The 24,567-nt window shown below is 62.1% G+C and carries 42 protein-coding genes; 29 read left to right on the plus strand and 13 right to left on the minus strand.

Annotated features, from left to right (window positions below; genetic code table 11):
• Nucleotides 1–107 precede the first annotated feature (107 nt).
• Nucleotides 108–1,181, plus strand: coding sequence for a site-specific integrase (locus BLT65_RS30740; RefSeq protein WP_091784966.1), 1,074 nt, complete (start codon nucleotides 108–110; stop codon nucleotides 1,179–1,181).
• Here BLT65_RS30740 and BLT65_RS30745 read toward each other — a convergent pair.
• The 13 genes from BLT65_RS30745 to BLT65_RS30790 form a co-directional block, all read right to left on the minus strand.
• Entirely contained in the window at nucleotides 1,150–1,425 is a 276-nt protein-coding gene (locus BLT65_RS30745; protein WP_167306577.1) for a pyocin activator PrtN family protein, read from the minus strand. The two genes, BLT65_RS30740 and BLT65_RS30745, sit on opposite strands and share 32 nt — an antisense overlap.
• On the minus strand, nucleotides 1,425–1,862 hold the full coding sequence (locus BLT65_RS30750) for a hypothetical protein (RefSeq protein ID WP_091784971.1): 438 nt from the start codon (nucleotides 1,860–1,862) through the stop codon (nucleotides 1,425–1,427). The genes BLT65_RS30745 and BLT65_RS30750 overlap by 1 nt, the downstream gene beginning before the upstream one ends.
• Nucleotides 1,859–2,341: a hypothetical protein gene (locus tag BLT65_RS30755; RefSeq protein WP_091784974.1), complete on the minus strand. Its 483-nt coding sequence runs from the start codon at nucleotides 2,339–2,341 to the stop codon at nucleotides 1,859–1,861. Before BLT65_RS30755 ends, BLT65_RS30750 begins: the two co-directional genes overlap by 4 nt.
• Before the next feature lie 30 nt (nucleotides 2,342–2,371).
• Nucleotides 2,372–3,130 carry a DNA cytosine methyltransferase gene (locus BLT65_RS30760; RefSeq protein WP_091784977.1) on the minus strand — a complete coding sequence of 253 codons (759 nt, stop codon included), beginning with the start codon at nucleotides 3,128–3,130 and terminating at the stop codon, nucleotides 2,372–2,374.
• An 11-nt stretch (nucleotides 3,131–3,141) separates the two neighbouring features.
• On the minus strand, nucleotides 3,142–3,420 hold the full coding sequence (locus BLT65_RS30765) for a hypothetical protein (RefSeq protein ID WP_091784980.1): 279 nt from the start codon (nucleotides 3,418–3,420) through the stop codon (nucleotides 3,142–3,144).
• A 4-nt stretch (nucleotides 3,421–3,424) separates the two neighbouring features.
• Nucleotides 3,425–3,607: a hypothetical protein gene (locus tag BLT65_RS30770; protein ID WP_091784982.1), complete on the minus strand. Its 183-nt coding sequence runs from the start codon at nucleotides 3,605–3,607 to the stop codon at nucleotides 3,425–3,427.
• A 112-nt stretch (nucleotides 3,608–3,719) separates the two neighbouring features.
• Complete coding sequence (locus tag BLT65_RS48485) at nucleotides 3,720–3,851, minus strand: hypothetical protein (protein ID WP_279634495.1); 132 nt, start codon at nucleotides 3,849–3,851, stop codon at nucleotides 3,720–3,722.
• The gene (locus BLT65_RS47335; protein ID WP_167306578.1) at nucleotides 3,851–3,994 is read right to left on the minus strand and encodes a hypothetical protein; all 144 of its coding nucleotides are present in this window, start codon (nucleotides 3,992–3,994) and stop codon (nucleotides 3,851–3,853) included. The genes BLT65_RS48485 and BLT65_RS47335 overlap by 1 nt, the downstream gene beginning before the upstream one ends.
• The gene (locus BLT65_RS30775) at nucleotides 3,991–4,422 is read right to left on the minus strand and encodes a hypothetical protein (protein WP_167306579.1); all 432 of its coding nucleotides are present in this window, start codon (nucleotides 4,420–4,422) and stop codon (nucleotides 3,991–3,993) included. The genes BLT65_RS47335 and BLT65_RS30775 overlap by 4 nt, the downstream gene beginning before the upstream one ends.
• A 116-nt stretch (nucleotides 4,423–4,538) precedes the next feature.
• Nucleotides 4,539–4,736 carry a hypothetical protein gene (locus BLT65_RS30780; RefSeq protein WP_091784989.1) on the minus strand — a complete coding sequence of 66 codons (198 nt, stop codon included), beginning with the start codon at nucleotides 4,734–4,736 and terminating at the stop codon, nucleotides 4,539–4,541.
• Nucleotides 4,737–4,744: 8 nt separating this feature from the next.
• Nucleotides 4,745–4,879: a hypothetical protein gene (locus tag BLT65_RS48490; RefSeq protein WP_279634496.1), complete on the minus strand. Its 135-nt coding sequence runs from the start codon at nucleotides 4,877–4,879 to the stop codon at nucleotides 4,745–4,747.
• 8 nt (nucleotides 4,880–4,887) lie between these two features.
• Nucleotides 4,888–5,019, minus strand: coding sequence for a hypothetical protein (locus tag BLT65_RS48495; protein WP_279634497.1), 132 nt, complete (start codon nucleotides 5,017–5,019; stop codon nucleotides 4,888–4,890).
• 300 nt (nucleotides 5,020–5,319) lie between these two features.
• Complete coding sequence (locus tag BLT65_RS30790) at nucleotides 5,320–6,153, minus strand: helix-turn-helix domain-containing protein (protein ID WP_091784994.1); 834 nt, start codon at nucleotides 6,151–6,153, stop codon at nucleotides 5,320–5,322.
• Here BLT65_RS30790 and BLT65_RS30795 point away from each other — a divergent pair.
• The 28 genes from BLT65_RS30795 (at nucleotide 6,152) to BLT65_RS30935 (ending at nucleotide 24,562) form a co-directional block, all read left to right on the plus strand.
• Nucleotides 6,152–6,376 carry a transcriptional regulator gene (locus tag BLT65_RS30795; RefSeq protein ID WP_091784997.1) on the plus strand — a complete coding sequence of 75 codons (225 nt, stop codon included), beginning with the start codon at nucleotides 6,152–6,154 and terminating at the stop codon, nucleotides 6,374–6,376. The two genes, BLT65_RS30790 and BLT65_RS30795, sit on opposite strands and share 2 nt — an antisense overlap.
• A gap of 65 nt (nucleotides 6,377–6,441) precedes the next feature.
• Nucleotides 6,442–6,888, plus strand: a complete 447-nt coding sequence (locus BLT65_RS30800; RefSeq protein ID WP_091785000.1) for a phage regulatory CII family protein — start codon at nucleotides 6,442–6,444, stop codon at nucleotides 6,886–6,888.
• Nucleotides 6,888–7,211 (plus strand): DUF4406 domain-containing protein, encoded by a 324-nt coding sequence (locus BLT65_RS30805; protein ID WP_091785004.1) that lies wholly within the window; start codon nucleotides 6,888–6,890, stop codon nucleotides 7,209–7,211. The genes BLT65_RS30800 and BLT65_RS30805 overlap by 1 nt, the downstream gene beginning before the upstream one ends.
• 76 nt (nucleotides 7,212–7,287) lie before the next feature.
• A complete protein-coding gene (locus BLT65_RS47340; RefSeq protein WP_167306580.1) occupies nucleotides 7,288–7,551 on the plus strand; it encodes a hypothetical protein in 264 nt (87 codons plus the stop codon).
• Nucleotides 7,548–7,826, plus strand: coding sequence for a helix-turn-helix domain-containing protein (locus BLT65_RS30810; protein WP_167306581.1), 279 nt, complete (start codon nucleotides 7,548–7,550; stop codon nucleotides 7,824–7,826). Before BLT65_RS47340 ends, BLT65_RS30810 begins: the two co-directional genes overlap by 4 nt.
• A complete protein-coding gene (locus BLT65_RS30815; RefSeq protein WP_091785010.1) occupies nucleotides 7,823–8,914 on the plus strand; it encodes a hypothetical protein in 1,092 nt (363 codons plus the stop codon). The genes BLT65_RS30810 and BLT65_RS30815 overlap by 4 nt, the downstream gene beginning before the upstream one ends.
• Nucleotides 8,915–8,916: 2 nt before the next feature.
• Entirely contained in the window at nucleotides 8,917–9,132 is a 216-nt protein-coding gene (locus BLT65_RS30820; protein WP_091785013.1) for a hypothetical protein, read from the plus strand.
• Nucleotides 9,133–9,134: 2 nt separating this feature from the next.
• A complete protein-coding gene (locus BLT65_RS30825; protein WP_244186770.1) occupies nucleotides 9,135–9,596 on the plus strand; it encodes a DUF1064 domain-containing protein in 462 nt (153 codons plus the stop codon).
• Complete coding sequence (locus BLT65_RS30830) at nucleotides 9,593–9,973, plus strand: hypothetical protein (protein WP_143036590.1); 381 nt, start codon at nucleotides 9,593–9,595, stop codon at nucleotides 9,971–9,973. The genes BLT65_RS30825 and BLT65_RS30830 overlap by 4 nt, the downstream gene beginning before the upstream one ends.
• Nucleotides 9,970–10,389, plus strand: a complete 420-nt coding sequence (locus tag BLT65_RS30835; protein ID WP_091785020.1) for a nuclease domain-containing protein — start codon at nucleotides 9,970–9,972, stop codon at nucleotides 10,387–10,389. Before BLT65_RS30830 ends, BLT65_RS30835 begins: the two co-directional genes overlap by 4 nt.
• The gene (locus BLT65_RS30840; RefSeq protein ID WP_091785023.1) at nucleotides 10,386–10,664 is read left to right on the plus strand and encodes a hypothetical protein; all 279 of its coding nucleotides are present in this window, start codon (nucleotides 10,386–10,388) and stop codon (nucleotides 10,662–10,664) included. Before BLT65_RS30835 ends, BLT65_RS30840 begins: the two co-directional genes overlap by 4 nt.
• Entirely contained in the window at nucleotides 10,652–11,035 is a 384-nt protein-coding gene (locus BLT65_RS47655) for a hypothetical protein (RefSeq protein ID WP_143036591.1), read from the plus strand. The genes BLT65_RS30840 and BLT65_RS47655 overlap by 13 nt, the downstream gene beginning before the upstream one ends.
• Before the next feature lie 26 nt (nucleotides 11,036–11,061).
• Nucleotides 11,062–11,493 (plus strand): DUF2829 domain-containing protein, encoded by a 432-nt coding sequence (locus tag BLT65_RS47345; protein ID WP_208545828.1) that lies wholly within the window; start codon nucleotides 11,062–11,064, stop codon nucleotides 11,491–11,493.
• Nucleotides 11,459–12,472 (plus strand): hypothetical protein, encoded by a 1,014-nt coding sequence (locus tag BLT65_RS30855; protein ID WP_143036592.1) that lies wholly within the window; start codon nucleotides 11,459–11,461, stop codon nucleotides 12,470–12,472. Before BLT65_RS47345 ends, BLT65_RS30855 begins: the two co-directional genes overlap by 35 nt.
• A 7-nt stretch (nucleotides 12,473–12,479) precedes the next feature.
• Nucleotides 12,480–12,746: a hypothetical protein gene (locus BLT65_RS30860; RefSeq protein WP_091785033.1), complete on the plus strand. Its 267-nt coding sequence runs from the start codon at nucleotides 12,480–12,482 to the stop codon at nucleotides 12,744–12,746.
• 68 nt (nucleotides 12,747–12,814) lie between these two features.
• On the plus strand, nucleotides 12,815–13,309 hold the full coding sequence (locus tag BLT65_RS30865) for a hypothetical protein (RefSeq protein WP_091785036.1): 495 nt from the start codon (nucleotides 12,815–12,817) through the stop codon (nucleotides 13,307–13,309).
• Nucleotides 13,310–13,319: 10 nt separating this feature from the next.
• The gene (locus BLT65_RS30870; RefSeq protein ID WP_091785040.1) at nucleotides 13,320–13,589 is read left to right on the plus strand and encodes a hypothetical protein; all 270 of its coding nucleotides are present in this window, start codon (nucleotides 13,320–13,322) and stop codon (nucleotides 13,587–13,589) included.
• 5 nt (nucleotides 13,590–13,594) lie between these two features.
• Nucleotides 13,595–15,211, plus strand: coding sequence for a portal protein (locus BLT65_RS30875; protein ID WP_091785043.1), 1,617 nt, complete (start codon nucleotides 13,595–13,597; stop codon nucleotides 15,209–15,211).
• Complete coding sequence (locus tag BLT65_RS30880) at nucleotides 15,208–15,459, plus strand: Bbp19 family protein (RefSeq protein ID WP_244186771.1); 252 nt, start codon at nucleotides 15,208–15,210, stop codon at nucleotides 15,457–15,459. The genes BLT65_RS30875 and BLT65_RS30880 overlap by 4 nt, the downstream gene beginning before the upstream one ends.
• 1 nt (nucleotide 15,460) lies before the next feature.
• A complete protein-coding gene (locus tag BLT65_RS30885) occupies nucleotides 15,461–15,664 on the plus strand; it encodes a hypothetical protein (protein WP_091785046.1) in 204 nt (67 codons plus the stop codon).
• Nucleotides 15,665–15,698: 34 nt separating this feature from the next.
• Nucleotides 15,699–16,667 carry a hypothetical protein gene (locus BLT65_RS46680; RefSeq protein ID WP_143036593.1) on the plus strand — a complete coding sequence of 323 codons (969 nt, stop codon included), beginning with the start codon at nucleotides 15,699–15,701 and terminating at the stop codon, nucleotides 16,665–16,667.
• 242 nt (nucleotides 16,668–16,909) lie between these two features.
• A complete protein-coding gene (locus BLT65_RS30900; protein WP_091785054.1) occupies nucleotides 16,910–17,800 on the plus strand; it encodes a phage capsid protein in 891 nt (296 codons plus the stop codon).
• A gap of 66 nt (nucleotides 17,801–17,866) precedes the next feature.
• Nucleotides 17,867–18,328, plus strand: a complete 462-nt coding sequence (locus tag BLT65_RS30905; protein WP_167306582.1) for a hypothetical protein — start codon at nucleotides 17,867–17,869, stop codon at nucleotides 18,326–18,328.
• Nucleotides 18,329–18,406: 78 nt separating this feature from the next.
• The gene (locus BLT65_RS30910; RefSeq protein ID WP_091785056.1) at nucleotides 18,407–18,997 is read left to right on the plus strand and encodes a phage connector family protein; all 591 of its coding nucleotides are present in this window, start codon (nucleotides 18,407–18,409) and stop codon (nucleotides 18,995–18,997) included.
• Between the two features lie 3 nt (nucleotides 18,998–19,000).
• A complete protein-coding gene (locus BLT65_RS48090; protein WP_244186772.1) occupies nucleotides 19,001–21,406 on the plus strand; it encodes a phage tail protein in 2,406 nt (801 codons plus the stop codon).
• A 3-nt stretch (nucleotides 21,407–21,409) separates the two neighbouring features.
• Nucleotides 21,410–21,874: a GNAT family N-acetyltransferase gene (locus tag BLT65_RS30925; protein ID WP_091785059.1), complete on the plus strand. Its 465-nt coding sequence runs from the start codon at nucleotides 21,410–21,412 to the stop codon at nucleotides 21,872–21,874.
• A 3-nt stretch (nucleotides 21,875–21,877) separates the two neighbouring features.
• Nucleotides 21,878–22,399 (plus strand): hypothetical protein, encoded by a 522-nt coding sequence (locus BLT65_RS30930; protein WP_091785062.1) that lies wholly within the window; start codon nucleotides 21,878–21,880, stop codon nucleotides 22,397–22,399.
• A 3-nt stretch (nucleotides 22,400–22,402) separates the two neighbouring features.
• On the plus strand, nucleotides 22,403–24,562 hold the full coding sequence (locus BLT65_RS30935) for a hypothetical protein (RefSeq protein ID WP_208545829.1): 2,160 nt from the start codon (nucleotides 22,403–22,405) through the stop codon (nucleotides 24,560–24,562).
• The last annotated feature ends 5 nt before the right edge of the window (nucleotides 24,563–24,567 follow it).

Below are 24,567 nucleotides of genomic sequence, written 5' to 3' on the forward strand. Positions count from 1 at the left end.
TTCTGTGATGTTTTGGTTTCATCACACATGATTCTTGTGCATATTTCTACGGTCAGTGCTAAATTTCGTGCTTAATTTTCCATCATAAGCACCGAGAGAACAAAGGCATGGGGACCATCACGCAGCGCACGACAAATAGCGGCGTAGTGTACACCGCGCAGATCAGACTCAAGCGCGGCGGGAAGGTCGTGCATAGCGAGTCAAAGACGTTCGAGCGGAAGTCTGTCGCGCAGAAATGGATGACCTCTCGCGAAGCGGAATTGCAGCGGCCCGGCGCGCTAAACGACGGTCCAGACCCGACGTTCTCGTCGGTCATACGGAAGTACGTGGCCGAATCAACCGGACCCGTTGGAAAGACCAAGCGGCGCGTGCTTGAGGCCGTTGCAGATGCGAAGGTTGGTCAGCTGAAGTGCAGCTCCGTCACTAGCATCGAGCTGGTGAACTGGGTCAGCACACTTGATTGCACGCCCGCCACGCGCCTGACGTACGTTGCGCACCTATCACCCGTGTTCAAGGTGGCGCAGGCGGCGTGGGGCTTCCCGTTGGCGAAGCAGCAGATCGAGGATGCGAAGATTGTCCTGAAGAAGCTCGGCACGACGGCAAAGTCTGTCGAGCGCTCGCGGCGCCCGACGATGGACGAGCTGAATCGGCTTCTTGAATACTTCAAGGCCGTCGAGGAGCGGCAGCCGGGCGGCGTGCCGATGTGTACGCTGATCGTATTTTCGATATTCAGCGGCCGGCGGCAGGGCGAGACGTGCCGAATCCTTTGGGGCGATCTGGAGCCCGGCCGCATACTCGTGCGGCAGATGAAGGATCCCGAGAAGAAAATAACGAACAACGTCTATTGCGACCTGACGCCAGAGGCGCAGCAGATCATTGACGCCCAGCCGCGCGTGAGTGACCGGATCTTCCCGCACACCGCGTCGTCAGTCTCGACGATATTTTCGCGCGCCTGCACTTTTCTAGAGATCGACGACTTGAGGTTTCATGACCTTCGTCATGAGGCCGCATCCCGACTATTCGAAATGGGGTGGACGATTCCGCGCGTCGCCGCAGTGACCGGGCACGTCACCTGGCAGAGTCTTCAGCGCTACAGCCACGTGCGGCAGACAGGGGATAAATACAAAGGGTGGAAATGGCTTGAGTTCGTCACGCATGCGACATCGACCGCGACAGCGTGACGTGCTCATGCACGGCGACAGTTCGGCGCGATTCGAGGTAGCTGGCGAGATCGTCCACGTGCACGAACATTGCGGCCTTCTGTGATCGATCGGTGCGGATGATCGGGAAGCCGAGATCGTTCGCGCGCGCCCGGCGGTTAAACGTGTCCTCCGACAGGTGCGGGAAGAAGTTCACGCGCACCGTCTCGGCGGGCAGCAGCGCCGTGTTGAACTGGGATTCAAGCCGCTTCACAAGATCAGACATCATCCCTCCTTCCGCTCAGCTGCAGCGATAGCGGCCTTTCCGGCATCCGTTGTGAAGAAGCACTCGACGCCGTCAAGCCATGCGTCAGCGCCAACGAACTCTGCGCACGAGCAGTTTTCGCCGCATCGCTCATAGACCGTTCGCACTTCGATCAGCCCGGAATCGAGCGCCCACTGCTGAATCGAGCCGCCGTCGACGTCGCCCGGATAGCCGTCGTTCCGATGATCCTTCAGCACGAGGCCTGCGAACTTCGCCATTGCGCTGTCAGCGACAGGGGCGGCGCTCGGATAGTCAGGCAGCGGGCACCACCCGGGTATCGTGTTGTCCGCGTTCAACCGGCTGTTTTGCACGATGGCGCATTCATAGGCGCCGCTACTGTAGTAATGCCTGTGCGGGCATTCCTTGCAGCTATTCGCGAGTCCGATCATTTTCGTCACGCCGCACCTCCTTCAGCGCTGTCGCTGGCTGCGCGATCGATGCGGTCGATTTCGGCGAGGATGAGCGCGCCGGCCTTCACGAGATTGCGGCGCTTCGTGGACGGCTTCCACCATGACTTTTCCCACGGCCAGTAGGGCGGCACATGGCCTCGGCCAAGGTCGCGTTCGTGTGGGAAGGAAGACGCGAGCGCGTAATAACCCGCAGCAGCGGCCATCTGCCCTTCGTCGTGGCTGTCGTCATGCTCGGGCGTCCAACCTTCCGCCGTCACTTGCCGCTCGCGCTCGGCCAGCATGTCGCGAGCTGCATCCGTCAGCACGGCTGGCGCGGAAGCGTCTGCAACTTCGAGCTTGAACTGCTCGCCGATTGCATCGACCAGTTCCATCAGTTTGAGCGCCTGCATGGAGTCGGCCTTTACGCCGCCTTCGATGGCGTGGCGCAGCGTTGCCAGCTTGTCATCGAGCATTGGATAGTTGGTCATGGTTATCGTTGTCCTTGCGGTTAGATCAGATCAGGCGATCACTTCGTCGGCTGCGCGGATGAAGATTTCTGCCGTTTGCGCGTCAATAGCGTTGCCGTATCCTTTGGCGCGGCAGCGTTCCACAGCAATGGAAGGTTCATCGCCAGGCAGTAGGCCGCTGTAATCACCTGCCATGAGTGCCCGGAGTCGAGCAGCCGCGTCGCGAGACTGGGTGAATGCCGCTTTCTCTGCGAGAGGAAAGCGTTCGATCGGCTGATGTCGCGCCCGTCCCTCGCGCAGGGAGTTGGCAACGAAGTAAATGCGCCTTCGGATGTGGTCAGCCCCCGCACCAGCTGCACTGGTAATAGCCGCTGCGCAGGCGTAGTCGACATCTTCCAGGTTACCGAAAAGGTCATCGAGCCACGTCTGGCCGTCGCGGCTTCCAACTTGCTCGCCAAAGATCGTGTCAGGCTTGCACTCGCGGATGAGCCCAAGCCACTTGGGTGACAGATGTCGGTGGTCGTCGAATCCTTTTCGCGCGTGGGCAACGGCGGCAATACTGAAGGGTTGGCAGGGGCATGATCCAGTCCAAACAGGTCGATCGTCTGCCCAGCCCGCCAACCGGAGAGCGAAAGACCAGACACCGATTCCGGCGAAGAAGTGGCACTGCGTGTAGCCTCGCAGGTCATCAGGTCGGACATCTTCAATGCTCCTTTCGTCTACGTCGCCCGGCGCGATGTGCCCGGCGGTTATCAGGTTGCGCAGCCACTGCGCGGCGTATGGGTCGATCTCGTTGTAGTAAGCGGGCATACCTCGGCGCGTTACTCAACCTGCAATTGCAACGCGTCGCGCAGATCCGTCAGCCTGTCTACCGAAACGCGCGACAACTCCGTAGCGCCGGTAGCCGCGTCGAGTGCGTCCTTCCACGCCCGAACCGTCTGCACCCCCCCCTGAATCACGTGAGACGGAATGCGGCTCGCGAGCGCTTCGATCTCTTTGCGCAGCGTGCTTTTCTTTTCCTCGCGCGCGGCTTTGATCTTTTCGGCGCGAGCTTGGCGGCGCGCCGCGAGTTCTTCCGGACTTGCTTTGGTGCGGGACATGGCATCAATCCTTGTGAGTAGGGCGGCGCGTGGCCGCATCGCGATACTTACGGTGATAAAGCGGGTGATCGAACTCGGCAGCTGGCGGCGTGAACGGCAGGACGTGAATCCAGAGCCACGCGAGCAGGACTCCGAGCGCAATGGCTGCGAGCAGCAGAAGGCCGAACAGGACAAGCGGTTCGTTCATCGCTTGCTCCGGCGGCGCGCTGCTCGAAGCTGGGCACGCAGAAGGCGGAATGCGTCCCAGCGCGACAGCGAGCCGTTCGCCAGATCCTCGACGATCTGCCAGAGGGTGCGCATCAGGTGCCTCGCGAATAGGCGGCGCGGATACGCAGATCGTCAGCGCGATCCCACTTGTCCGCGATACCGAGAATCAGCACGATCGCGGCGAGCGCGAACACCATGCGGGCGGCGAATTTGAGATCGCGCATCAGAGCACCCCAGCACGGTAGGCAACGCCGAGGAACCAGACGCAGCCGATCGCCACGCCGGTGGCGAGGCTATACAGGGCAACGCGGCCATGCGCGCGCTCGCACGCGGCGAGCAGATCGTTGTCGGCGGCGGCGCGGTTCATTTAGCCTCCCGCAATGCTGCTCGATTGGCCTCGTGATGGCGCTTGAGCGCGGCCTTGTAGCTCGCCTTCGCCTCTTTCATCGTCTTGCACCAGTCGCCCTCAACGTCGCGCTTGTAGTCATACGGGAAAGCGAAATTGCGGTACATCCGGTATTCCGTCTCGCGCCAACTCCCCAACAGCGGACGGCGATTCTCGAATTTCGGCAAGCGGTCACCGCAAAGAAACTCGCCGAACGAATCGCCTGCGCAGCCGTCGGCGTCGAGATAATCCTCGTACTTCGTGCGCGGCTTGGGTTCCGGCAGAGCCGCGAGCGCTGTTGACCGGCCGATATCGGTTGCGGCAAACACAATGTCGCCGGCTTCGAGAAAGCCCGGCGAGCGGCGGCGTTCCATCAGGCCCAAGTCCTCAAGCGCTTCGAGGTGCTGCATGTCGCTGTGACCCTTGCCCGCCACGAAGTGATTGCGGTGCGGCGTGTGATTGCCGCGTGTCTTTCCTGCGAGCCCTAACGTGTGCTGCAGCAGTTCGATCTGGTAGGGCGTCGCGCTCATTGCATCAACCCCACGAAGTAGGCGGCCTCGGCAGCAACGCGCGTCACGACCTCATGCGGGAAAGCAGCGAAGTGCAACTCATCGCCGAACTGCGCGACGGCAGCGCGCTCGCTCGACGCCGTGCAGACACCGACAGAAGCCCCGAGCACGCCATCCTCAGCGACCTCGAACACGTCAAAAAATTGGGTTTTCATGATTCGCCTCACTGAAGGCAGACGCGCGACAGGTCAACGGTGCGGCGATAAACCGTCTTGTTGAGCCAGGGCACGAAGGTGTACTCGTCGTAGGCGTTGCAGCCGATGACGATGAAGTGATGGAGTGTGTTGAGCGTGGCCATGTCGGACCTCACAGCGAGCAAAAGTAGGTGACAAAGCCATCGTCATCGACGAGCGGATTGCCGCGCTCATCGGAGAGGAAGGTCAATCCATCGCTGGTGGTGATGAACCGGCCCTGTGCGTCGCGGAAGGTCTTGGACATGGCGTCCTCCGTGGTTGTATCGGTCTACAACTACAGATTACAACCTACAACTCAACTCTGCAAGTGAAAGTTGTAACGGAGGACGAGAAAAATCCGCCCGGAGGCGGATGTTCTTTTAGCGGGGAGTGGCGGCCGATCTGGCTCGGCGCTCTTCGATCGTGTTAGATATTTTTATCCCGAGCAGGATGCCCGGTGCTTGCCATAGGAGCGTTGCGCACATGGCTATTTCGCTTCCGACCAGCTCGCGACCGCCGAAAAAGATCAGCAGCGTTGTCGCAGCGTAGAAAGCCCATACGAGTTTCACTCAGGCACCCATTTTCCGATTACCACGCCGACGATGCGCGAGCCCTCCGGCATGCCGAGCACGCGATTCGGCCAGGCCGGATTGAGAGATTTTAGGAGCCGCGTGCCGCTTTCGTCCATCAGCAGCTGCTTGAGCTGCGCGCGCTCCTCGTGATCGACCCGTACAACGACCATGCTACGGTTCGCCGGAGGTCGAGCAGGGTCTACAGCAATGAATTCACCGGGCGCGTAAGACTTCGCCCCAGTTGGATCGTAGTTGCTCTCTCCAGCAACTTCCAGAATGAAAGCCTCAGGTCCGTGATTAAACGGGCACCGCAGCCAATCCTCTGCTTCTTCGATATTGGATGTGTTCAAGGTTTGCCCCCAGTTGACGGCTTGTTCCCACGAAAGTAGTGGGACCAAACCCCTTTTGTCTTTAGGAGCGCTCGCCCGGGCGCCCTTCAGGGGGAAAACTCTACCGCTGCTTACAACTTTAATGCCTTCCGAATCGGCCAAACCTTCTAGGTCTGTTCCGCGAATTAACAATCTGACAGTTGTGTTAAGCGCGTCAGCAATTTGTTGGAGTTTGTCATTACGCGGTGCTGACAGCAGCGCTTCCCACTTCTGCACGGCCTGCGGCCGGACGGGAGGCACGAGTGCGCGCGCGAGGTCCGACTGTGACAAGCCGGCCGCCTCGCGTGCTTCACGGATGCGCACGCCAATGTGAACTGGGTTCATTGGCGGGATGATACAAAAACTGGTTGTAGGTAGCACTGCAAAATTCGGTTGAAATTTCTGGTTGTAAGTTGTAGATTGTGGTTGTAGACCATCAACCGGAAAGTGCTCATCCATGGAAGCCTCCGCGCATCACTCCGCTATTGAGCGGGCTTGTTCGAATGTAGGCGGTCAGTCGGCGCTCGCGCGCCTGCTTCAATGCACCCCGCAGAACGTCCAGAAGATGTGCCGAACCGGCCGCATCCCTGCACATCACGTTCTGAAGATCGAGCGCGTCGCTGGGGTTCCCCGCCACGAGCAACGTCCCGACCTTTATCCCCTAGAGCAGTCGGCAGCTTGATTCGCTTGCCGTGATTGCACTTTAGTAGTCCTCACCGCACTGCACAACATTCGATTAGGCCCTTTATGAATGTACTCGACGCCGCCCACGCTGTAGCCCACGACTACGAAGGCGGGTGCGAATCCCTCGCGCCACGCGTCTCGATGTCGAGCGCACTGCTGCGCAACAAGGTCAACCCGAACAACACCGCGAATCACCTTACGCTCAAAGAAGCCGTGCGACTGTCGGTCGTGACCGGTGATGCGCGAATCCTCGAAGCGTTCGCCCGCGAACTCGGCATGGTCTGCATCAAGGCGCCGACTGCCGACAACTGCGCGGACGCCGACGTGATCGAAATGATGGCGCAGGCGATGAAGACGCTGGGCGACATGGGGCACGAGATCAACAAGACGTTCGCGGACGGCCGCGTCGAGCGCGCCGAGGTCAAGCGGGTTCGTGATCGGGCGTGGCCTCACGTGCAGACGATCTTTGCTCTGGTGAGCCGCATCGAAGGCATGGCGGAGCCGGACTGATGCGCATCTACATCGCTGGCCCGATGACGGGCATCCCCGAATTCAACTTTCCCGCCTTCTTCAAGGCGGCGGCACGCCTGCGTCAACAAGGGCACTTCGTGATCAACCCGGCAGAGATCGTGGCTGACACGAGCGTCGAGTGGGCTGAGTGCATGAAGGCCGATATCCGCGAGCTGGTGACGTGCGACGCAGTCTTCATGCTGCCGGGCTGGACGGCTTCGCGCGGCGCTCGCTTGGAGCATTTCATCGCACTGGAGCTTGGCCTGTCGGTCGAGTACGCCCAAGCCGGCGCGATCTACGAAACCAAAGAGGTGCATCAATGAACTGCTCCGACTTCGTATCGCTGTCGATGCTTGCGTTGTTCGCGCTGTCCGCAATCGCGTGCTGGAGGTCGTGCCAATGAGCCTGCACCACGAAAACTTTGCGTGGAAGGTCGAAGCGCAGGCCCTAAAGAAATTCGTACTCGTATTTCTTTACCGCGAAGCGCTCCTGTCGACTGGTGAAGGTCACCTGCAGATGCACAAGATCGCCCACGAATGCGGCATGAGCGAATCGGCGGCGCGCAAGTTCGCTGCAGAACTCGAACAGGAAGGCCATTTCCAGCGCCTACAGCGGCCCGGAAGAGGTTTGCACTACCTCGTCACCCCGAAGGTGCCCGCATGACCACGGCGCTCGTATCCTGGGCTCTGGGCCAGAACCTGAAGCCGACAGCCAAGCTGCTGCTCGTGACGGGCTGCCATATGGCTGCTCAACACGAGAACGGCGCGCATTTCTTCGACCCGACCATCGACGAACTGGCGGCGCGCTGCGGTGTGACGCGCATGACTGTGTTCGCAACCATCCGGAAGCTCGAGAAGGCCGGATTGCTGCGCGTCGAGCGCTTCCCGGGCGATCGCAACGTCTACCTGCCGCAGATGGGCGCGGGAGCCAAGCAATGAGCTACAACGCCGGCGTGTGGGCCAAGCGTCAAACGCTGGGCGACAGCAGCACCAAGCATGCACTGAAGACCTACGCGAGCTTTGCCCAGGAGGATTACACGACCTGGGTGACGCTTGACGAGTTCGTCCGCGATACCGAAATGTCGCCGAACACGATCCGCTCATGTACGAAACGCCTGATCCAGATGGGCTATTTGCGCGATACAGGGCTTCGCGGCGGTGCGACGAAGCAGATCGTCATCTACCAGATGACAGCGCCTTCTGGGTCGGTTGTCGTCGAAGCGCGGGATCGTCGCACAGGCAAGACGGAGACGCTGAGCCCGCCGGATCTGGAAACGTTCGAAGCCTACCAAATACAAAAGGCTTCCGAATCTAACACTCTTAAACCCTCGCAAAAACGAAAGGCTTCCAAAAACGAAACCCTTTCAAATACGAAGCGAAAGGGTACCAAAAACGTAGCGAAACCCTACCAAATACAGAGTGAAACCCTACCAAAAACGACACCCGATAAGGGTTTATATGGTTTAGGGGTAGGAGTGTGTATCGCGCGCGATGAAAACCAGCCCGCACACACAGATGAAGAAGAGCAAACCGAGAAACCGATCTCGAAGTTCGATCGCCTGTGGGAAGTTTGGCCCGATGCGTCAGGTCGCAAGCAACAACGCGCCGTGTGTGAATCGCACTGGAACGCGAACGGCCTCGAACAGCACGCCGAAGTGATCATCGCGCACGTGCAGGCCATGAGGTTGACGAAGCACTGGCGCACTGGCGGCGATCCGACGCCGATCAAGTATCTCGAACAACGCCGCTGGCTTGACGGAGCACCGTCGCCCGAAGCGGCGGCGCGTGAAGACGACGGCCCGTGGTGGGAAGGCGGCGACTCCGCGATCGAAGCTCAGGCGGCGCGCGTTGGCGTTTCTCGCGAGCGTGCCGAGACAACTCCGCATCTTTTGGTCCGCGTTGCTCGCGCGTCGGGCAAAGGCCCGTGGATCGACTATGTCATCACGCGTGCCCGTGGATTCGGGCAGGCGTTCTTCCAATGGGCTGTCGAACACATCGGCGAAGCCCTTCTACCTGTGGACTTCTGATCATGGACATCGCTCAAAGCTCTTTCTGGATTGTCTGGTCGCCGCAAGGCGTGACGCCTCCTCAATATCGGCACGAGACGCTTGGGGTCGCAATTGCAGAAGCAGAGCGCTTGGCGAAGCTGCGGCCGGGCGATGAGTTCATCGTGCTTGAGGCCGTGGCGGCGCGCTGCGTTGATGGCATGCAGCGCATCACGTTCAGCCCGGAAGTGCCGTTCTGATCATGAGCAAGAACGCACTCCGCTACCCGGAAAGCGCGATCACTGCTGGCCGCTTCGGCACCGCGCGCGTTCACGGCAATCCGATCGCCATGGCGGCGCGCGAGATTGCGGCCGTCACGAGCGAACCGGCGGCGCGCAGCAAGTACGGCAACGTCCCGACCGTCGTGAACGGCATCACGTTCGATAGCGCCCGCGAGGCGGCGCGTTACGAGGTGCTCGCGCGCTTGCAGCTCGCCGGGCAAATCAGCGAACTGCAGATTCAGGTTCCGTTCGACGTCGTGCCGGCCGCCGTCGTCGCTGGCAAATCGCGCCGACCGGTTCGCTACATCGCGGATTTCGTCTATCGGGACGCTGGCGGCGCGCGCGTGGTCGAGGACGTGAAAGGGATGCTGACGGCGATCTACAAGCTCAAGCGGCATCTGATGAAGGTCGTACACGGCATCGACATCGTGGAGGTCAAGTGAGCACCGCACCCGTAAAGAAAACCCGTCATCGCACGATGAGCATGGAACAACGGCTCGTCTGCGAGTTCTTCGAAGCGCACCCGAACTCGACGCGCCCGCAGTGCAAGGCAAAACTGGGCAGCGATCAAAAGGCCGTTTCGCGGAAGGTTGACGCGCTGGTGGCATCCGGTCACCTGGTCGCCACGTCCGAAGGCAAGACGCCGACGTTCTCGTGGACGGGCAAGGAGTTCCCGCATTCGGACGGATACAAGGCGAACCAGAAATGGCTCGCGGCGAAGATGCGCGCCGATGAGCGCGCCTCTGGCCGCGCGATCGCGCTCGATCTCGTCGCGGCCTCGATGCACGCGATGGTGATGACCGGGAGGGCCGCAGCATGAAACGCAGCGGATTCGTGCGCAAGCCCGGAAAGGTCTACGCGACGCTCACGCGCGCCACGCCGATGAAGTCGACGTGCTCGGTGAAGGTCAAGCGGAAGCGCGTGACGAAGGCCGAAGGTAGCGATTACCTCGCGGCTTGCCGCGGCGAGTCCTGCTATCTCCGCGTGCCGGGAGTGTGCTGCGGCCGCATCGACACCGTTGTGCCGTGCCACTCGAACCAGTCGAAGCACGGCAAGGGCATGGGCATCAAGGCAAAGCACGAATTCACGGTGCCCGGCTGCCTCACGTGTCACGCGTGGCTCGATCAGGGCGATGCGCCGCGCGAGACGAAGGTGCTGCGGTTCGATGCTGCGCTGGACGCATGGGTGCCCGTGCGCGCCGAAAAGATGGGAATGCCAATGCTGGAGTTCGCATGAGGTTGCTCGTTCGCATGCGCTTGTCGGAATCGAGGGCGGACAGCTACGCCACTTTCGAATGCATGGTGATTCGGCTTAGTGGGCCGCTGACGAAGCCAAAGCGCGGCGGTGCATTTCTGCATGCCGAGGTGATCTTGCCGGTCCAGTATCGCCGCCTCGCGCTCGCTAAGGACTGGACGGACGAGGGCACATATCAGGTCGAAGTGCCGTTGCAGTTCAACCGTAAGTCATTGGCGCCGTTTCTGGCGTCCGGGGATGGGGTATGGATTTTTTAGACCTTCTCGCATTTTCGAGCTATTTCGCTAGCCCACGCGCGCGCGCGTTTACTGCAAATCTTGACGGGTTGATCGATGCGCCGCCCGTCAGCGTGTCGTCTTTGCAGATCCAGTTGAGTGATCCGCTGATCGCGGAAATGGCGTGCTCGGCAGCTTGGATGTATCGCGAAGCTTGCGTTCGCGGCGAGGAGGGCGATCAGGAATGGTTCGCCGAACTGGTGATTCGCGCGACGTTGGGCGCCATCAATGCGAATCGCGAAGACCCTCGGATGAAGGATTGGATGTTGGAAAAGCGCGCGATCGCGTGCCTGAGCGACGAGCAGGCAGAGCAAAGCTGGGCGCGCTGGAAAGGCTTTTCGTACGCAGCATAACCGCAGCACAACCCAAGGAGCACGCAGTGCAAACGTTCATCGGAACCAAGATCATCAAAGCCGAGCCGCGCGATAAGAACTATGGTCCGCCGGAGCACCACGGCGAGCCGGGCTACACCGTCGTTTATCCGGATGGATACACGAGCTGGAGCCCGAAGGCGGCGTTCGAGGAAGCCTATCGCCCCTCTGACGGGCTGCCGTTTGGTCTCGCTGTCGAAGCGCTGAAGAAAGGCAGGCGCGTCGCGCGTGCCGGGTGGAACGGCAGTGGCATGTTTCTGTTCCTCGTGCCCGGTTCGACGTTCAAGGTCAATCGAGCGCCTCTTCTTGGCATTTATCCGGAAGGCACCGAGATCAATTACCACTCGCACATCGACATGAAGACGGCTCAGGACACGGTGGTGCCGTGGCTGGCTTCGCAGACCGATGTGCTCGCAGACGACTGGCAAATCGTTGACTAAACCATTCACCCCGCGCAATTCAACTGGAGCAACAGCTATGGAAGAGCAACAAAAGCAAGACGACTTGAGCGCTGCGCCGAGCAGCACGGAGCCCAACCTGGGGGAATCATCTGCGGCGGCAAGCGAGAGCCTTACCGCCGGCACCGACACGATTTTGAGTTCCACCACGAACGAGCAGGCAAGCGATACAGCCTCTGCCGAGTCTGCGGAAAAGTCGCCGTCGTCGATCGGTGAAGGTGCTGCGGTGCCCGCTGATGTGGCCGATGAGGGAAACGCGGGCTCCGGGACGGCGACCGCCGATTCTGTCTCGGACAACTCCAGCCCGGCGAGCGATTCCGAATCGACCCAATCGGCAACGACGGATGGTTCCAACTCGTCGCCGAGCCCGACCCTTGGCGAAGCCGGTGACGTCCCAAACGGTGTATCGGCTGCGGCCGATCGATCCGAAAGCGACACCTCCTTGTCTGTGCCGAGTGCATCGCCCGCAGGCGACACGCAGGCGGCTGCGCCTTCCGCCGATCCGGTCGGTGACGTGGGAAACGTTGCGTCGGTTGCGGACGCTGGCGCGCCCGTGGCTGGCGATGCAGTTGCCGCTGGTGGTGAGTCGGGAAACGTCGATACGCCGATGTCGGAAGTCGCGCCGTCGGCGGCATCGTCGAGCGACTCCTCGCCGTCTGCGGATGTGACGTTGGACACGTCATCGGCTTCGACCTCGGCAGCGGCGAGCACTGCATCCGATGGTGGTACGACGAACACGGAAACGTCCGATGTGAGCCCGTCGACATCCGGCGAGGCTGAAGCGGGAAACGTATTGGCTGCTGGTGCCCCCGATGCGGGTGGTACTGGCAGCGGGACCGTGACGCCGCCGCATCCGGCTAAACCGCATCTGAGCGCACTGCGTCGCAAGATCGAGTCAGGCGAGGCAATCGTCATGTCTGATCTGCTGCGCCTCATCCACGCAATCGAAGAAACGCTCTGAGCTGCCTATGACGTTTGAACTCGCCCCCGCACAAGTAGTTGACTGGTCGCGCATTCTCGACGATGTGCGGAGGGCGGGTTACACCGTCTCCGAAGTCGCTTATTACACGCAAATCCCGAAATCGACGCTGCTTGGCTACCGGAACCACGGTGCCGAGCCGCGCCATTCAGCCGGGTCGAAGCTGCTGCGCTTCTGGGCGCAGGCGACGTACGCCGACGAGCGCCAACCGCCGCTGCGTGATCCGATCCCGAGCGCGGCAGACTTCCGTCGATAGCCCACTTGGTCGGGAATCCGACCGACAGCCAGCCCGATACTCGCCAGCACAATCACGGAGGTGCAGCGATGGCTGGTGCAAGACAGTACAAGACGCAGACGCCGGGCGCGCCTGTGAATTCCGAATTGAGCGACGGCCCTGTCATTGCTGGCACGGGTTCGGATGGTGTGATCGAGATCGCTGGCCGCGAGGTTGCGCTCGATGATGTCGTCCAGGGTGCGTTCGAGACGAGCGGCATGTCGCTCGACGAGTGGAATGCTGCCGATGGCGAGAAGCGCGATGAACTGATCGCGGCGCAACGCCGGGACATGGAATCGATGTTCCGCTCCTCGCAGGATCTTCCTGGACAAGACGCCGCGCGCGAGGCCGCTGTTGCTGCCGTCAATGCTCGCAAGGCTGCTCGTGCTCAGGCACAAGCCAGTTCGGACAGCGCCGTGCCTGCCGCGCCAGCACTTCCGCATTCGAGCGAGATCGATCCCGCATCGCTGGCCGCGCCGAAGCTGTGCCGCGATGGCTGGCTCGTGCCGACGACCCAGCGCCAACTGCCGCGCAACTTCCAGTGAGTCGACCATCATGGGCAATCTGAGCTTCACGAAGTTCCTCGACCCGGGCGGCCTCTGGCAGAAGGATCAGACGCCGGCGGCGACAACGACCACATCGACGGCTGGCAGTGCGGCTGATGCGGCCGACGCTCAGGCTGCATCGGCAGCGAATGCGCAGGCCGCAGCGGACAAGAAGCGTCGCGCTGCGTCGAGCCTGCTTGCGACGGGCGCCGGTTCGCAGACTGCCGCGCCTGCCTCGTCGTCCGTGATGGCGACGGCGAAAACCTCACTCGGGCAATAGCCAACATGGCCGAAACCGGCGAACTCCTCGTCAAGCGACTGGAAGCGCTGAAGTCCGCGCGGATGATCCATGAGCTCGTCTGGCGCGATTGCTTCATGCTCACCGATCCGATCCGCGCATCCGGCCTGCAAGGGCCTGTGATGGATGCGAACGAGATTTCGCGCGCGATTTCGCTGATCTTCGATTCGACCGCCATCGACGCGAGCCGCACGCTCAAGGCGTCCATCATCTCGGGCATGACGCCCGCGAACTCGCTCTGGTTCAAGCTGCGCGTGAATGGCGAGGACGACGAGCAGACGCGCTGGCTGGACGAATCGAGCGAGCTACTGTGGGAGAACATCCACAACGCGAACTTCGACGCCGAGACGTCCGATTGCATGGACGACCTGATGGCGGGCTGGTTCGCGCTGTACATCGACGAGGACAAGCAGAACGGCGGCCTGTACTTCGAAAACTGGCCGATGGCGAACGTGTTCTGCGCGTCGTCGAAGCCCGGCGGCCTGATCGACACGGTCTATCGCCCGTACAAGCTCACGGCCGAGCAGGCCGTAACAGAATTCAGCCGCCGCGGCGATTCGCTGCCCGCGACGATCGCCGAGTGCGCCAAGACGCGTCCCGACGAGCAGTTCGAATTCTGCCAATGCATCTACCCGCGTACGCTCGCGGCTGTCGGCGCGGTGCGTTCGAAGAACCTGCCGATCGCCTCGGTGACGATCTCGTGCAAGGACAAGGCAGTCGTTCGTGAGTCTGGCTACAACGAAATGCCCGTGGTCGTCGCTCGCTGGAAGAAGATCCCGAACAGCGTCTACGGCGTCGGTCCGGTGCTCGATGCGCTGCCTGATATCCGAACTCTGAACGACATCGTCAAGCTCGAATACGCGAATCTCGACCTGGCTGTATCGGGCATGTGGATCGCCGAGGACGATGGTGTGCTGAACCCGCGCACGGTCAAGGTCGGCCCGCGCAAGATCATCGTTGCGAACTCGGTCGATAGCATGAAGCCGCTGCAGCCTGCGGCGAACTTCAATGTCGCGTTCACCGAGAAAGACAAGCTGCAGGGCAACATCCGCCGCACGCTGATGGCTGACCAGCTGCAGCCGCAGGACGGACCGGCGATGACGGCGACAGAAGTGCATGTTCGCGTCGATCTGATCCGCCAGTTGCTCGGCCCGATCTACGGGCGCCTTCAGGCCGAATACCTGCAGCCGCTCATCAATCGCTGCTTCGGCGTCGCGTACCGTGCTGGCGTCTTTGCGCCGCCCCCGGATAGTCTGGCTGGGCGCGACTTCACGATCCAGTATCAGTCCCCGCTCGCGCGCGCGCAGAAGCTCGAAGAGGTGACTGCGATCGAGCGCTTCATGGGTGACGTCGCCGTGATGGCGCAGACCGATCCCGGCGTGCTCGACAACGTCGATACCGACGAGGCCGCGCGAGCGACCGCGAAGGGTCTCGGCGTGCCGGACGCGATCATTCGCCCGGCCGATCAGGTCGCGCAGTTCCGCCAGAAGAAGCAGGCTGCCGCGCAGCAGGCGCAACAGCAGCAACTCGGCAACGAGGTAACAGGCGACGTGCTGAAGTCGGTCGGCAGCGCGGCCGCTAACCGGATGGTGGCTGCGCAATGAGAGCAGACATCCCGGGCGCCGCAGCACCGCAGGCAACGCCGCGCGAATACGAAATCCTGTTCAACAGCCCGACTGGCCAGTTGGTGCTCGAAGACCTTGTCAATCGCTTCGGCGCGGCAGCGTATGTGCGCGGCGGACTCGAAGCGCAGCGCGAGACTGACTTCCGACTTGGCCGTCGCGCGGTCGTTGACCACATTCTTACCCAGATGAACCGCGCCGTTGGCGCAGAACCACCCGAAGGAGAGTGACATGGCAGGAAGCTCGACGCTCGGCGGCTCCGGCTGGACCGCCAACCCGACGCCGGATCAGCGTTATCCGACGATCAACGTTCCGCTCGTCGTCGGTCAGCCGGCGGCGCAGCTCGGCACCGCTGGCGATCTCGCGATCGACCGCGTGAACCGCAAGATCTACGAGAACGTTGCCGGCACGTGGTCCGCCGGCACGTCGTACTGATCGGTAAGGCCACAACTAAAGCGAGGATACGAACATGCATTGGCTTTGGAGGCGGTATGTACGGATGGATTCGGCGGGCGATGGCGGTGCTGCGGGTGCTGGGGGAGGCGTCGCCGGGGGCGCAGCTGGCTCGAATGGCGGCGCAGGCGCGGGAGCAGGAGCGGCAGGCGTGGGCGGAACTGCAGGCGGTACGGGCGGCGCAGCCGGGACAGGTGGTGCCGGTGATGGATCTGGAGCGGGCGGTGCGGCTGCTGCTTCAGCCCTCGCCGGTGGCGCAGCTGGCGCGTCGACCGCTCCGAATCTCGACTGGCTGCCCGAGAAATACCGCGTCAACGCTGCGGACGGCACGCTAGATCTGAACGCGTCGGCGCAGAAGCTCGCGGGCGGCTATGGCGAGTTGTCGAAGCGCTTCGGCGAAGGTGGCGCAGCACCGAAAGCCGCCGAGGAATACACGGTCGGCATTCCGGACAACCTGAAGGAGGTCGTTGGCGATCTCGGCCAGGATCAGGTGTACACGGGCTTTCGCGGCAAGATGCACGAGCTTGGCCTGTCGCAGAAGCAGTTTGATGGCGTGATGGAGTATTACTTTCAGACTGTGCCGAAGCTGGCGCAGGGCGCGCAGGATTTCCACACCGAATCCGCAACCGCCGAGTTGCGCAAGGCGTGGACGGATGACGCGGCGTACAAGCAGAACGTTGGCCTGTCGTATCGCGCGGCGACGTCGATCGCGCAAGCGGCAGGCATGAGCTTCGACGACATCGAGAAAGCTGGTCTCGCGAATAACCCGACGTTCATCAAGATGATGGCAGCGATCGGGCCGGAGTTCGGCGAGGACTCGACCGTCGGCGGCGAAAGCGTTGGCGGCCTGTCGAGCGAAGCGGACATCCAGAAGCTGCTCGCATCCGAAGCCAACCTCAATCCGAAGCACGCCGACTACAAAGCGACGCGTGCGAAGGTCGATGCGTACTACGCACGCAAGTACGGCACCGCGACCGTCTCATAACGAAGTCTCCTCGCAGCACCACCTTTGCCCCGCTTCGGCGGGGCTTTTTTATTCCCTCTCGAATTTGGTCGGGATTCCGACCGATCACCAACGCGACCATGCGAGTCATTCGGCCCGCAGTGGCGCGCGGACACCCGAGCTAGCCCGATGCATTGCGTTCGCCGACGCGATGCCGTAGCACAGGCCCGGCAACGGACACCCTGGAAGGCGACAAGACAAATCGAAACCTTTTGGAGTGAGCCATGAACACGGCTGTCAACGACTCGATCACCGCTGCCTTTGTGCAGCAGTTCGCCGACACCTACATGATGGTCGCGCAGCAACGCGATTCGCGTCTGCAATCGACGATCACGGACGTCGGCAGTGTTACCGGCACCTCGTTCACCGCGAACAACATCGCGGCAACGCAGGCAAATCAGGTCACCAGCCGCCTCGGTGATACGGAATGGTCCGACAACGCGAACGACACGCGCGTCGGCATGATGAGCGATTGGGACTGGGCAACGCCCGTCGATACGTTCGACATTCCGAAGCTGAAGGCGAACCCTGGCGGCACGTACACGCAGAACGGCGTAGCGGCGATGAACCGCGCGAAAGATGCCGTGATCTACAACGCGCTGCTCGGCTCGTCGATCACGCGCACGGCTGAAGCAACGCCCTACGGCACGATCGCACTGCCCGCCGGCCAGAAGATCGTCGACGGCGGCGTCGGCATGACGAAGGCGAAGCTGATCACGTGCAAGAAGCTGTTCCGCAAGGCTGAAGCCGACGAGCAAAACGGCGAAGAGCTCTACATGCTGTACGACGCCGAAATGCTCGAAGACATCCTGAGCGATACGACGCTGACGTCGGCGGACTTCATGGCCGTGCAGATGCTGCAGGACGGCAAGCTGTCGGGCAAGTGGCTCGGCTTCAACTGGATTCCGTACGAAGCCCTGAAGACGGTCAGCACGGTCAAGACGACGGTTGCCTACACGAAGTCGGGCACGCAGTTCGGTACCGGCATGAACCGGGTCGTGGACATCGGTCCGCGCCGCGACAAGAAGAACGCGACGCAGATCTACATCCAGGAGTCGTACGGCGCCGTGCGCGTGCAGGAAAACAAGGTCGTCACGATCGACTACCAGTTCTGAGCGTGATGTGAGGGGCGGCGAAAGCTGCCCCGCATCGATCTCGATACGGATTCAGGAGCAAACATCATGGCAGAAGCAAATTCGATCCAGATGGCCAAGGTTCTCGCGAGCCCGCCCGTCAAACTCCAGCCGAACGAGCGCAATGGTCGTTCGCGGATCATGTTCGCGCAGATCGTGTGGATTTCCGGGCAGATCGGCGACACCGTCTACCTCGGCCGCATTCCGGCCGGCGCGCGCATCACTGGCTGCTGGCTGAACACAGCGGCGGGCACGGCAAGCTCGACGCTCGCAATCGGTCTGCGCAAGGCGTCGGACAAGACGGTCATCGACGCGACGGGCCTCGCGGCTGCAACGTCGATCGCATCGGCGCAGAAAACCGACACGATCAGCACGGGCACGCTGACGAAGAACGGCCTGTCGTACGTGACGCAGCAGGAAGTCGATGTCTACGGAACGCTCGCTGGCGCCGTGACGCCGGTCAGCCCCGGTCAGGCCATCGCGGTAACCGTCGATTACGTGAGCGACTGACGGCCGGCTATCCCGGCACGGTGTAGCGGAAACATGCCGGGGGTGCGAGCTCCCGGCATTTTTGTTTGAGGCGAGGCGATGACTAGCAGCGTATCCATCTGTTCGAGCGCGTTGATCCAACTCGGCGACAAGCCGATTTCGTCGTTTTCTGACCCGTCGCAACGGGCGCAGAACTGCGGAATCTTGTATCCGGAGATGCGCGACGCCTTGTTACGCGCGCATCCGTGGAACAGCGCAACCAAGCGCGTGGTCCTCGCTCCTCTCGCTGACGCCCCTGCATTTGACTATCCGTTTCAGTTCCAGCTTCCGGACGACTGGCTCAAGACGATTCAGATAGGCCAGCTCGGCTGCCCGCTGAAGTACACGACGGAATCGAACCGCGTGCTGGCTTGGGTCGATGCGCTCCCGCTGGTCTATATCTTCCGCAACACGATCGAGCAGACATGGGAAAGCTCGCTCATCCACGTGATGACGAAGGCCATGAAAGCGGCGCTGGCCTATCCCGTCACGCAAAGCGCAGCGATGGCGCAGACGTGCGCGGCCGAGTTCATGAACGAACTGAAACAGGCGAAGGCGATCAACGGCCAGGACGACGATGAGGAAACGCTCGGCGATTTCCCGCTGATTGCTGGCCGCCTGTCGAGCTACACGCGCGCGCCGGGTCGGTGACGCATGGCAAAGATCACCACCCTCCAGAGCAGCCTGAACGCGGGCGAACTGTCTCCGGATCTCGCCGGGCACATCGATCTGGACCGCTACGCGAACGGCGTCAAGACGATGGTCAACGCCGTGCCGCAGATCGCCGGAGGTGGCAAGCGTCGCGATGGAAGCCGACAGGTTGCGCCGACGAAAACAACGGGCACGACGCGGCTCGTGCCGTTCGTGTTCAGCAAGTCGCAGGCGTATGTGCTGGAGCTGGGCAACAGCTATGCGCGCTTCTATTCGACGACGGGTCAAATCCAGATCAGCGGCGTCCCGATCGAACTCGCAACGCCGTGGACAGCAGACGATGTGTTCTCGCTCGAATACACGCAGGGCAGCGACACGATGTTCGTTGCGCATCCGGCGTCGCCGATCAAGCGACTGGTGCGCGTGCTGCAATCCACCTGGCAGATTGACGACGCTCCGTTCGATCCCGTGCCCATGGATGAGATCGGCGTTCGCCCAGCCGCCTCAGTGACGCTATCGGTCACGGGCGTTGGCGCGAGCGGCACCGCGATCGCGTCGGCTGGCGTCATTTTTCATCCTGCCGATGTTGGCCGGAATCTCGTTGCGACGCCGGGTGTCGCGGCGATAACGGGATACGTCAACCAGAACACGGTAAACATTTCCGTCACGTCCGCTTTCAGCACGAACGGCTTCGGCGCGAACGACTGGAAGCTTGACCAGTCGCCCATGGCGCCGATCACGCCGTCGAACAAATCGCCCGTTGACGGTGGCGTCCGACTGGTGGCTGATGGTCCGGCGATCGCGGTTGCATCCGTCTCGCTGACGGGCACGACGATGACGCTGACGTCCGTCGATCCGCACGGACTGTCGACCGGGCAGACGATCGTCCTGTCGGGCTTCGAGTCTGCCGGTCTCGATGGAACATACGCCGTCGCCTCGACGCCGACTTCCACGACGATCACGTTCGCGTTCAACGGCAGCCTGCTTGCCGGCGGCACGCTGGGCACCATGTATCTCTATGGCGGCGGCGATGCGTTCCGCCCGACCGACGTCGGCAACTATGTGTCGATCAATGGTGGACTCGTCGAGATCACGTCATACGGCAACGGCTCGACGGTGCTCGGGCGGATCGTCAAGGAGCTGAGTGCGACGATCACCGCGCCCGCGAACGGCTGGACGATGAAGTCAGCCGTGTGGAACGCGATCGACGGCTATCCGAATGCCGTGAGCCTATATCAGCAGCGGCTTTACGCGGCTGGCACGGCCGGCTTTCCCGATCGTTTCTGGGCTAGCTCGACGGGCCTGTATCTGGATTTCACGCCCGGTACCGACGATGCCGACTCGTTCTCGTATGTCGCATCGTCCGATCAGGTCAACGAGATCACGCATCTGACGTCCGCGAGCATTCTCGCGGTGCTCACGCAGGGCGAGGAATTCACGATCAGCGCGGGCAGCGGAAACAGCGTCTCGCCGACGAATATCAGCGTCAAGAGCCAGTCGGTGAACGGCACGGCACCCGTGCGACCGGTTCGCGTCGGCAACGAGCTCGTGTACATCCAGCGCGCGGCAAAGAAGGTGCGCTCGATGACGTACGACTTCAACACGGATTCGTTCCGGTCCGCGAATCTCACGCGCCTCGCTTCGCACATCACTGGCCCCGGCATCGTTGATATGGCGTTTCAGGCCGAACCGAATCCTGTCGTCTGGATGGTGCGCAGCGATGGCGTGCTGGTGTCGATGACCTACGACCGCGACGACAACGTCTGCGGCTTCGCGCGCCACACGACGGACGGCCTGTACAAGTCGGTCGCTGTCATCCCGGGTGAGGACGGTGATGTGCTGTTCGCGGTCGTGCAGCGCACTGTCGGCGGCATCACCGTCCAGAACGTCGAGCAGTTCGACCCTGACGTGATGACGGACGCGGCGATCATCGGCACGGCGGGAACGCCGGCGGCCGTCTGGACCGGGCTCGGGAATCTGGAGGGTAAGGCCTGCGACGTGAAGGCGGACGGCGTCTACATGGGCACGTTCACCGTCACGGCCGGACAGATCACGCTACCGCGCAACGCCTCGTCAATCGAAGTCGGTCTGCACTACGACAGCGAAATCGTGCCGCTCACGCCGAATATCTCGGGTGGCCTCGGCACGTCGCAAGGCAACCAGCAGCGCACCGGCACAGTGATCCTGCGCTTCCTCAACACGATCCGCTGCCTCGTCGACGGCCAGGTCATTCCGTTCCGCGCGTTCGGCGAGGACGTGCTCGATCAGGCGCCGCAGCCGTTCACGGGAGACAAGGACATCACCGAATTCGGGTGGGACAAATCGTCCGAATTCTCGATCAAGCAGGACCAGCCTTACCCGTGGCACATCCTCGCGGTGATTCGCCAGTTCACTGTCAACAACGGCTAGACCATGATCCGACACGCCACACATGACGACATGCCCGAGCTGCTCGCGATGGCGCGCGAACTCGTCGCCGAAGGCCGCTTCGCACCGTTCGGCTTCATTGAGTCGCGCGTGCGCGAGACGTTCGAGCCGCTCATCGATGGCGCGGGCGTGATCTTCGTTGCAGAGGATGCCGGTCGGATCATCGGCGGGATGGCGTGCGGCCTTTCGCGCGACTGGTTCTCGCATGTTCCGCTGACTTTCGAGTACGGCCTCTACACGCGCGCGGGTCACCGCGGGGGAATCGCAGGCGCGCGGCTGATCGCGGCCTATCTGAAATGGGCCGTCGCGCTGGCGCCCGTCGTGAACATCAATGCCGGGGTGACGTCCGGTATCCATCAGGAGCGAACGATCGCGCTGTATGCGCGCGTGGGCGAGCGGCTCGGCATTCAAATGCGCGCGATTGGCGTCGCAATTTCCAATCAGGGGTGACACATGGCATGGCTCGCGTTAGTGGCGCAGGCAGGGGGTGCCGCAATCAATGCGCAGGGGGAGAAGGCGTCTGCAAACGCGCAGGCTGACCAGCTGACCATGCAGGCCAATCAGGACAATCAGACGGCCGACGCGACGCAGGCGGCTGGTTATCAGGCGGCGCGGCGCATTCGTACACAGGGACAAACCAACGTTGGCGCGGCGAATGCGTCGTTGGCCGCATCGGGCGTTGACGTGAGCCAGGGTACGGCGACTGACATCCGGACGAAGATCACGCAGAACGCTGAGCAGGACGCGATGACCGCCATCTTGAACGCTGACAGCAAAGCCACGAATCAGCGCCTGCAGGCTTTTTACGAAACGCAGGGCGCTGCTGATGCGCGCAAGGCTGGACAGCAGGCGCTCGCGAAAGGCGCGCTTAGCGCGCTCGCCGGCGGCGCGAAGTCTTCGAGCGGCTGGAAGACTGCCGCAGGATCGACGTCGTCGGCCGACACGTCGTTCGATACCCCATCAAACTACGGCTAAAACATGGCGCGAATCCCACTCGGCAATCAGGGCGATGCTATATCTACGCCCCCGCAACAGGTCCAAACATCTGCTGCTGACTTTGGAGGTCTGTCTGCGGCTGCCAAGCAGGGCCTCGGGACGACGCTCGAAAGTGCGGGGCAGCAGCTGGCGTTTCAACAGCAGAAGCTGAATGATGACCTTCAGCGCACGGCTGCGGCATCGGCGTATCAGCAGCATTCGACGAACGTGCAGATCGCGATGCGCGATGCGGGCGCGAAGCTTCAGGCTGGCGAGCTCGACCAGACCGGCTATCAGTCAACCGTGCAGGACGCCGTCAAGCAATCTTACGACTCGACGATCGGCGGCCTTCCCGACAACCATTACAAGAACGTCGCGGCGCTTTCGTCGAAGGGCTTGGATCGCACCGTCGCGCTCGGCACGCAGGAAGCGCTGACGAAGAACACGCAGCAGCTGATTGGCGCTAACGCGGCATCGATGCTCGACACGGCAGGAAAGAACATCGCGGTGAATCCGGCTGCGATCGACTCGACCGTCGAAGGCACGAAGGCCAACTATCTGAACGCGGCCGCCGCGGCTGGCATTTCGAAGCCGGTCGCCGAGAAAACCGCGCAGGACTGGTCAGATGCGCAGTATGCGCAGCACGCTCAGGCGGCCACGATCTCCGCGCGCTCGAATGGCGATCTCGCCGCGCTCACGCAGTTGCAGTCCGACCTGACGAAGCCTGACGGCTTCTACGCGGGCAAGATGGACGCAAACCAGCGCAATCAGGTGCTGTCGAGCGTCGTCTCGCAACGCATGGCACTCGAAAACCAGATGGGCGCAGAGCAACAGGCGCGCGAGAATGGCGCCGTTACCGAGTACAACAAGGCTTTCGACCTGATGACGCAGGGAAAGCAGTTCAGCCCAGCGTATTCTCAGGCGTTGACCGCTGCAACGGCGGGCACGTCGCTGGCCGGGCAGGCTCAGGAACTCATCAAGAGCACGGCGTCGAACGCCGGTTTCTCGACGCTGCCTTTGCCACAGATGCGCGCGGCGATTCAGGCCGATCAGAAATCAGCGAATACGCCGGGCGTCGGCACTGATCCCGTGACAGCGGAGGCGGTGAAGCAGCGCCAACAGATCCTGACGGCTAGCGAGACGGCGTACAAAACCGATCCGTGGAATGCGGCGCTCGATCGCGGCGTGATCCAGCAGGTTCCGCAGATCGACTCCAGTTCGATCCCGAACCTTCTCACCTCATTGCAACAGCGCGGCAAGGCCGCAGGCGTCGTCGATCAGGCCGCCGGCCGCACGGTGTCGCTGCTCACGCCGGACGAAGCGCAGACCGTCCTGAAGACCGTCGAAGCGCTGCCCGTCGACCAGCAGGCCCAGATGCTCAACGGGATCGGCGGGAGCTTCGGCCAGGGCGCGCGCATCAACGACCTCGCAAAGCAGTGGCAAGAAAAGAATCCGGCCATGGCGCTGGCGCTGAAGGCGGGCGCGGCGGGCGGCAACGGCTCGCCGCTGACGACGATCACGGGTCAGCCCGTTGGCGCTTTCATCCTGTCCGGCCAGCAGGCTATCAAGGACAAGACGGTCAAGGTGGACGACACGGTCGGCACGGGCATGCGCGCGACGATCTCGAATGCCGTCGATGGCGCATTGCCGCCCGAGCAGGCGACGGATGCGAAGGAGAGCGCGTACTACATCGCGATCGGTAGCGCCGCGCGCAACGGCCGCGCCGTGCCCAACAGCACCGATATTCAGGACGGCATCAACGCAGCGACCGGCGGAATCTCCACGACAGGCGGCACGCGGTACAACGGCAATCCGAATCGCGTCGCGATGCCGTACGGCTGGCTTGAGAAGGATTTCCAGTCGAGCGTGAAGAACGCGGATGCGTCGAACATCGAAAACACGGTCGGCGGCAAGCCGATTGACACCGTGTATGCGAACGGCCACCCGCTGCCCGTCGCTGACTTCATGTCGAAGTTCCCGAGTTACCAGATGGTGCGCGTGGGTGTGCGCGGTACTTATGCCGTTGTCGCCGGCTCAAAGTTCGTCACCGACTCGACGGGCGTGCCAGTGACCGTGCGCCTGCAGCTCGGCCAGAAGCCTGCGACGACGACAGCGCCGACTGTCCCGGGACAGTCGCCCGACCAGATCAACAATCCGTTCTGAGGCCA

Source organism: Paraburkholderia steynii (genome assembly GCF_900100565.1).
Classification (GTDB): Bacteria; Pseudomonadota; Gammaproteobacteria; order Burkholderiales; family Burkholderiaceae; genus Paraburkholderia; species Paraburkholderia terrae.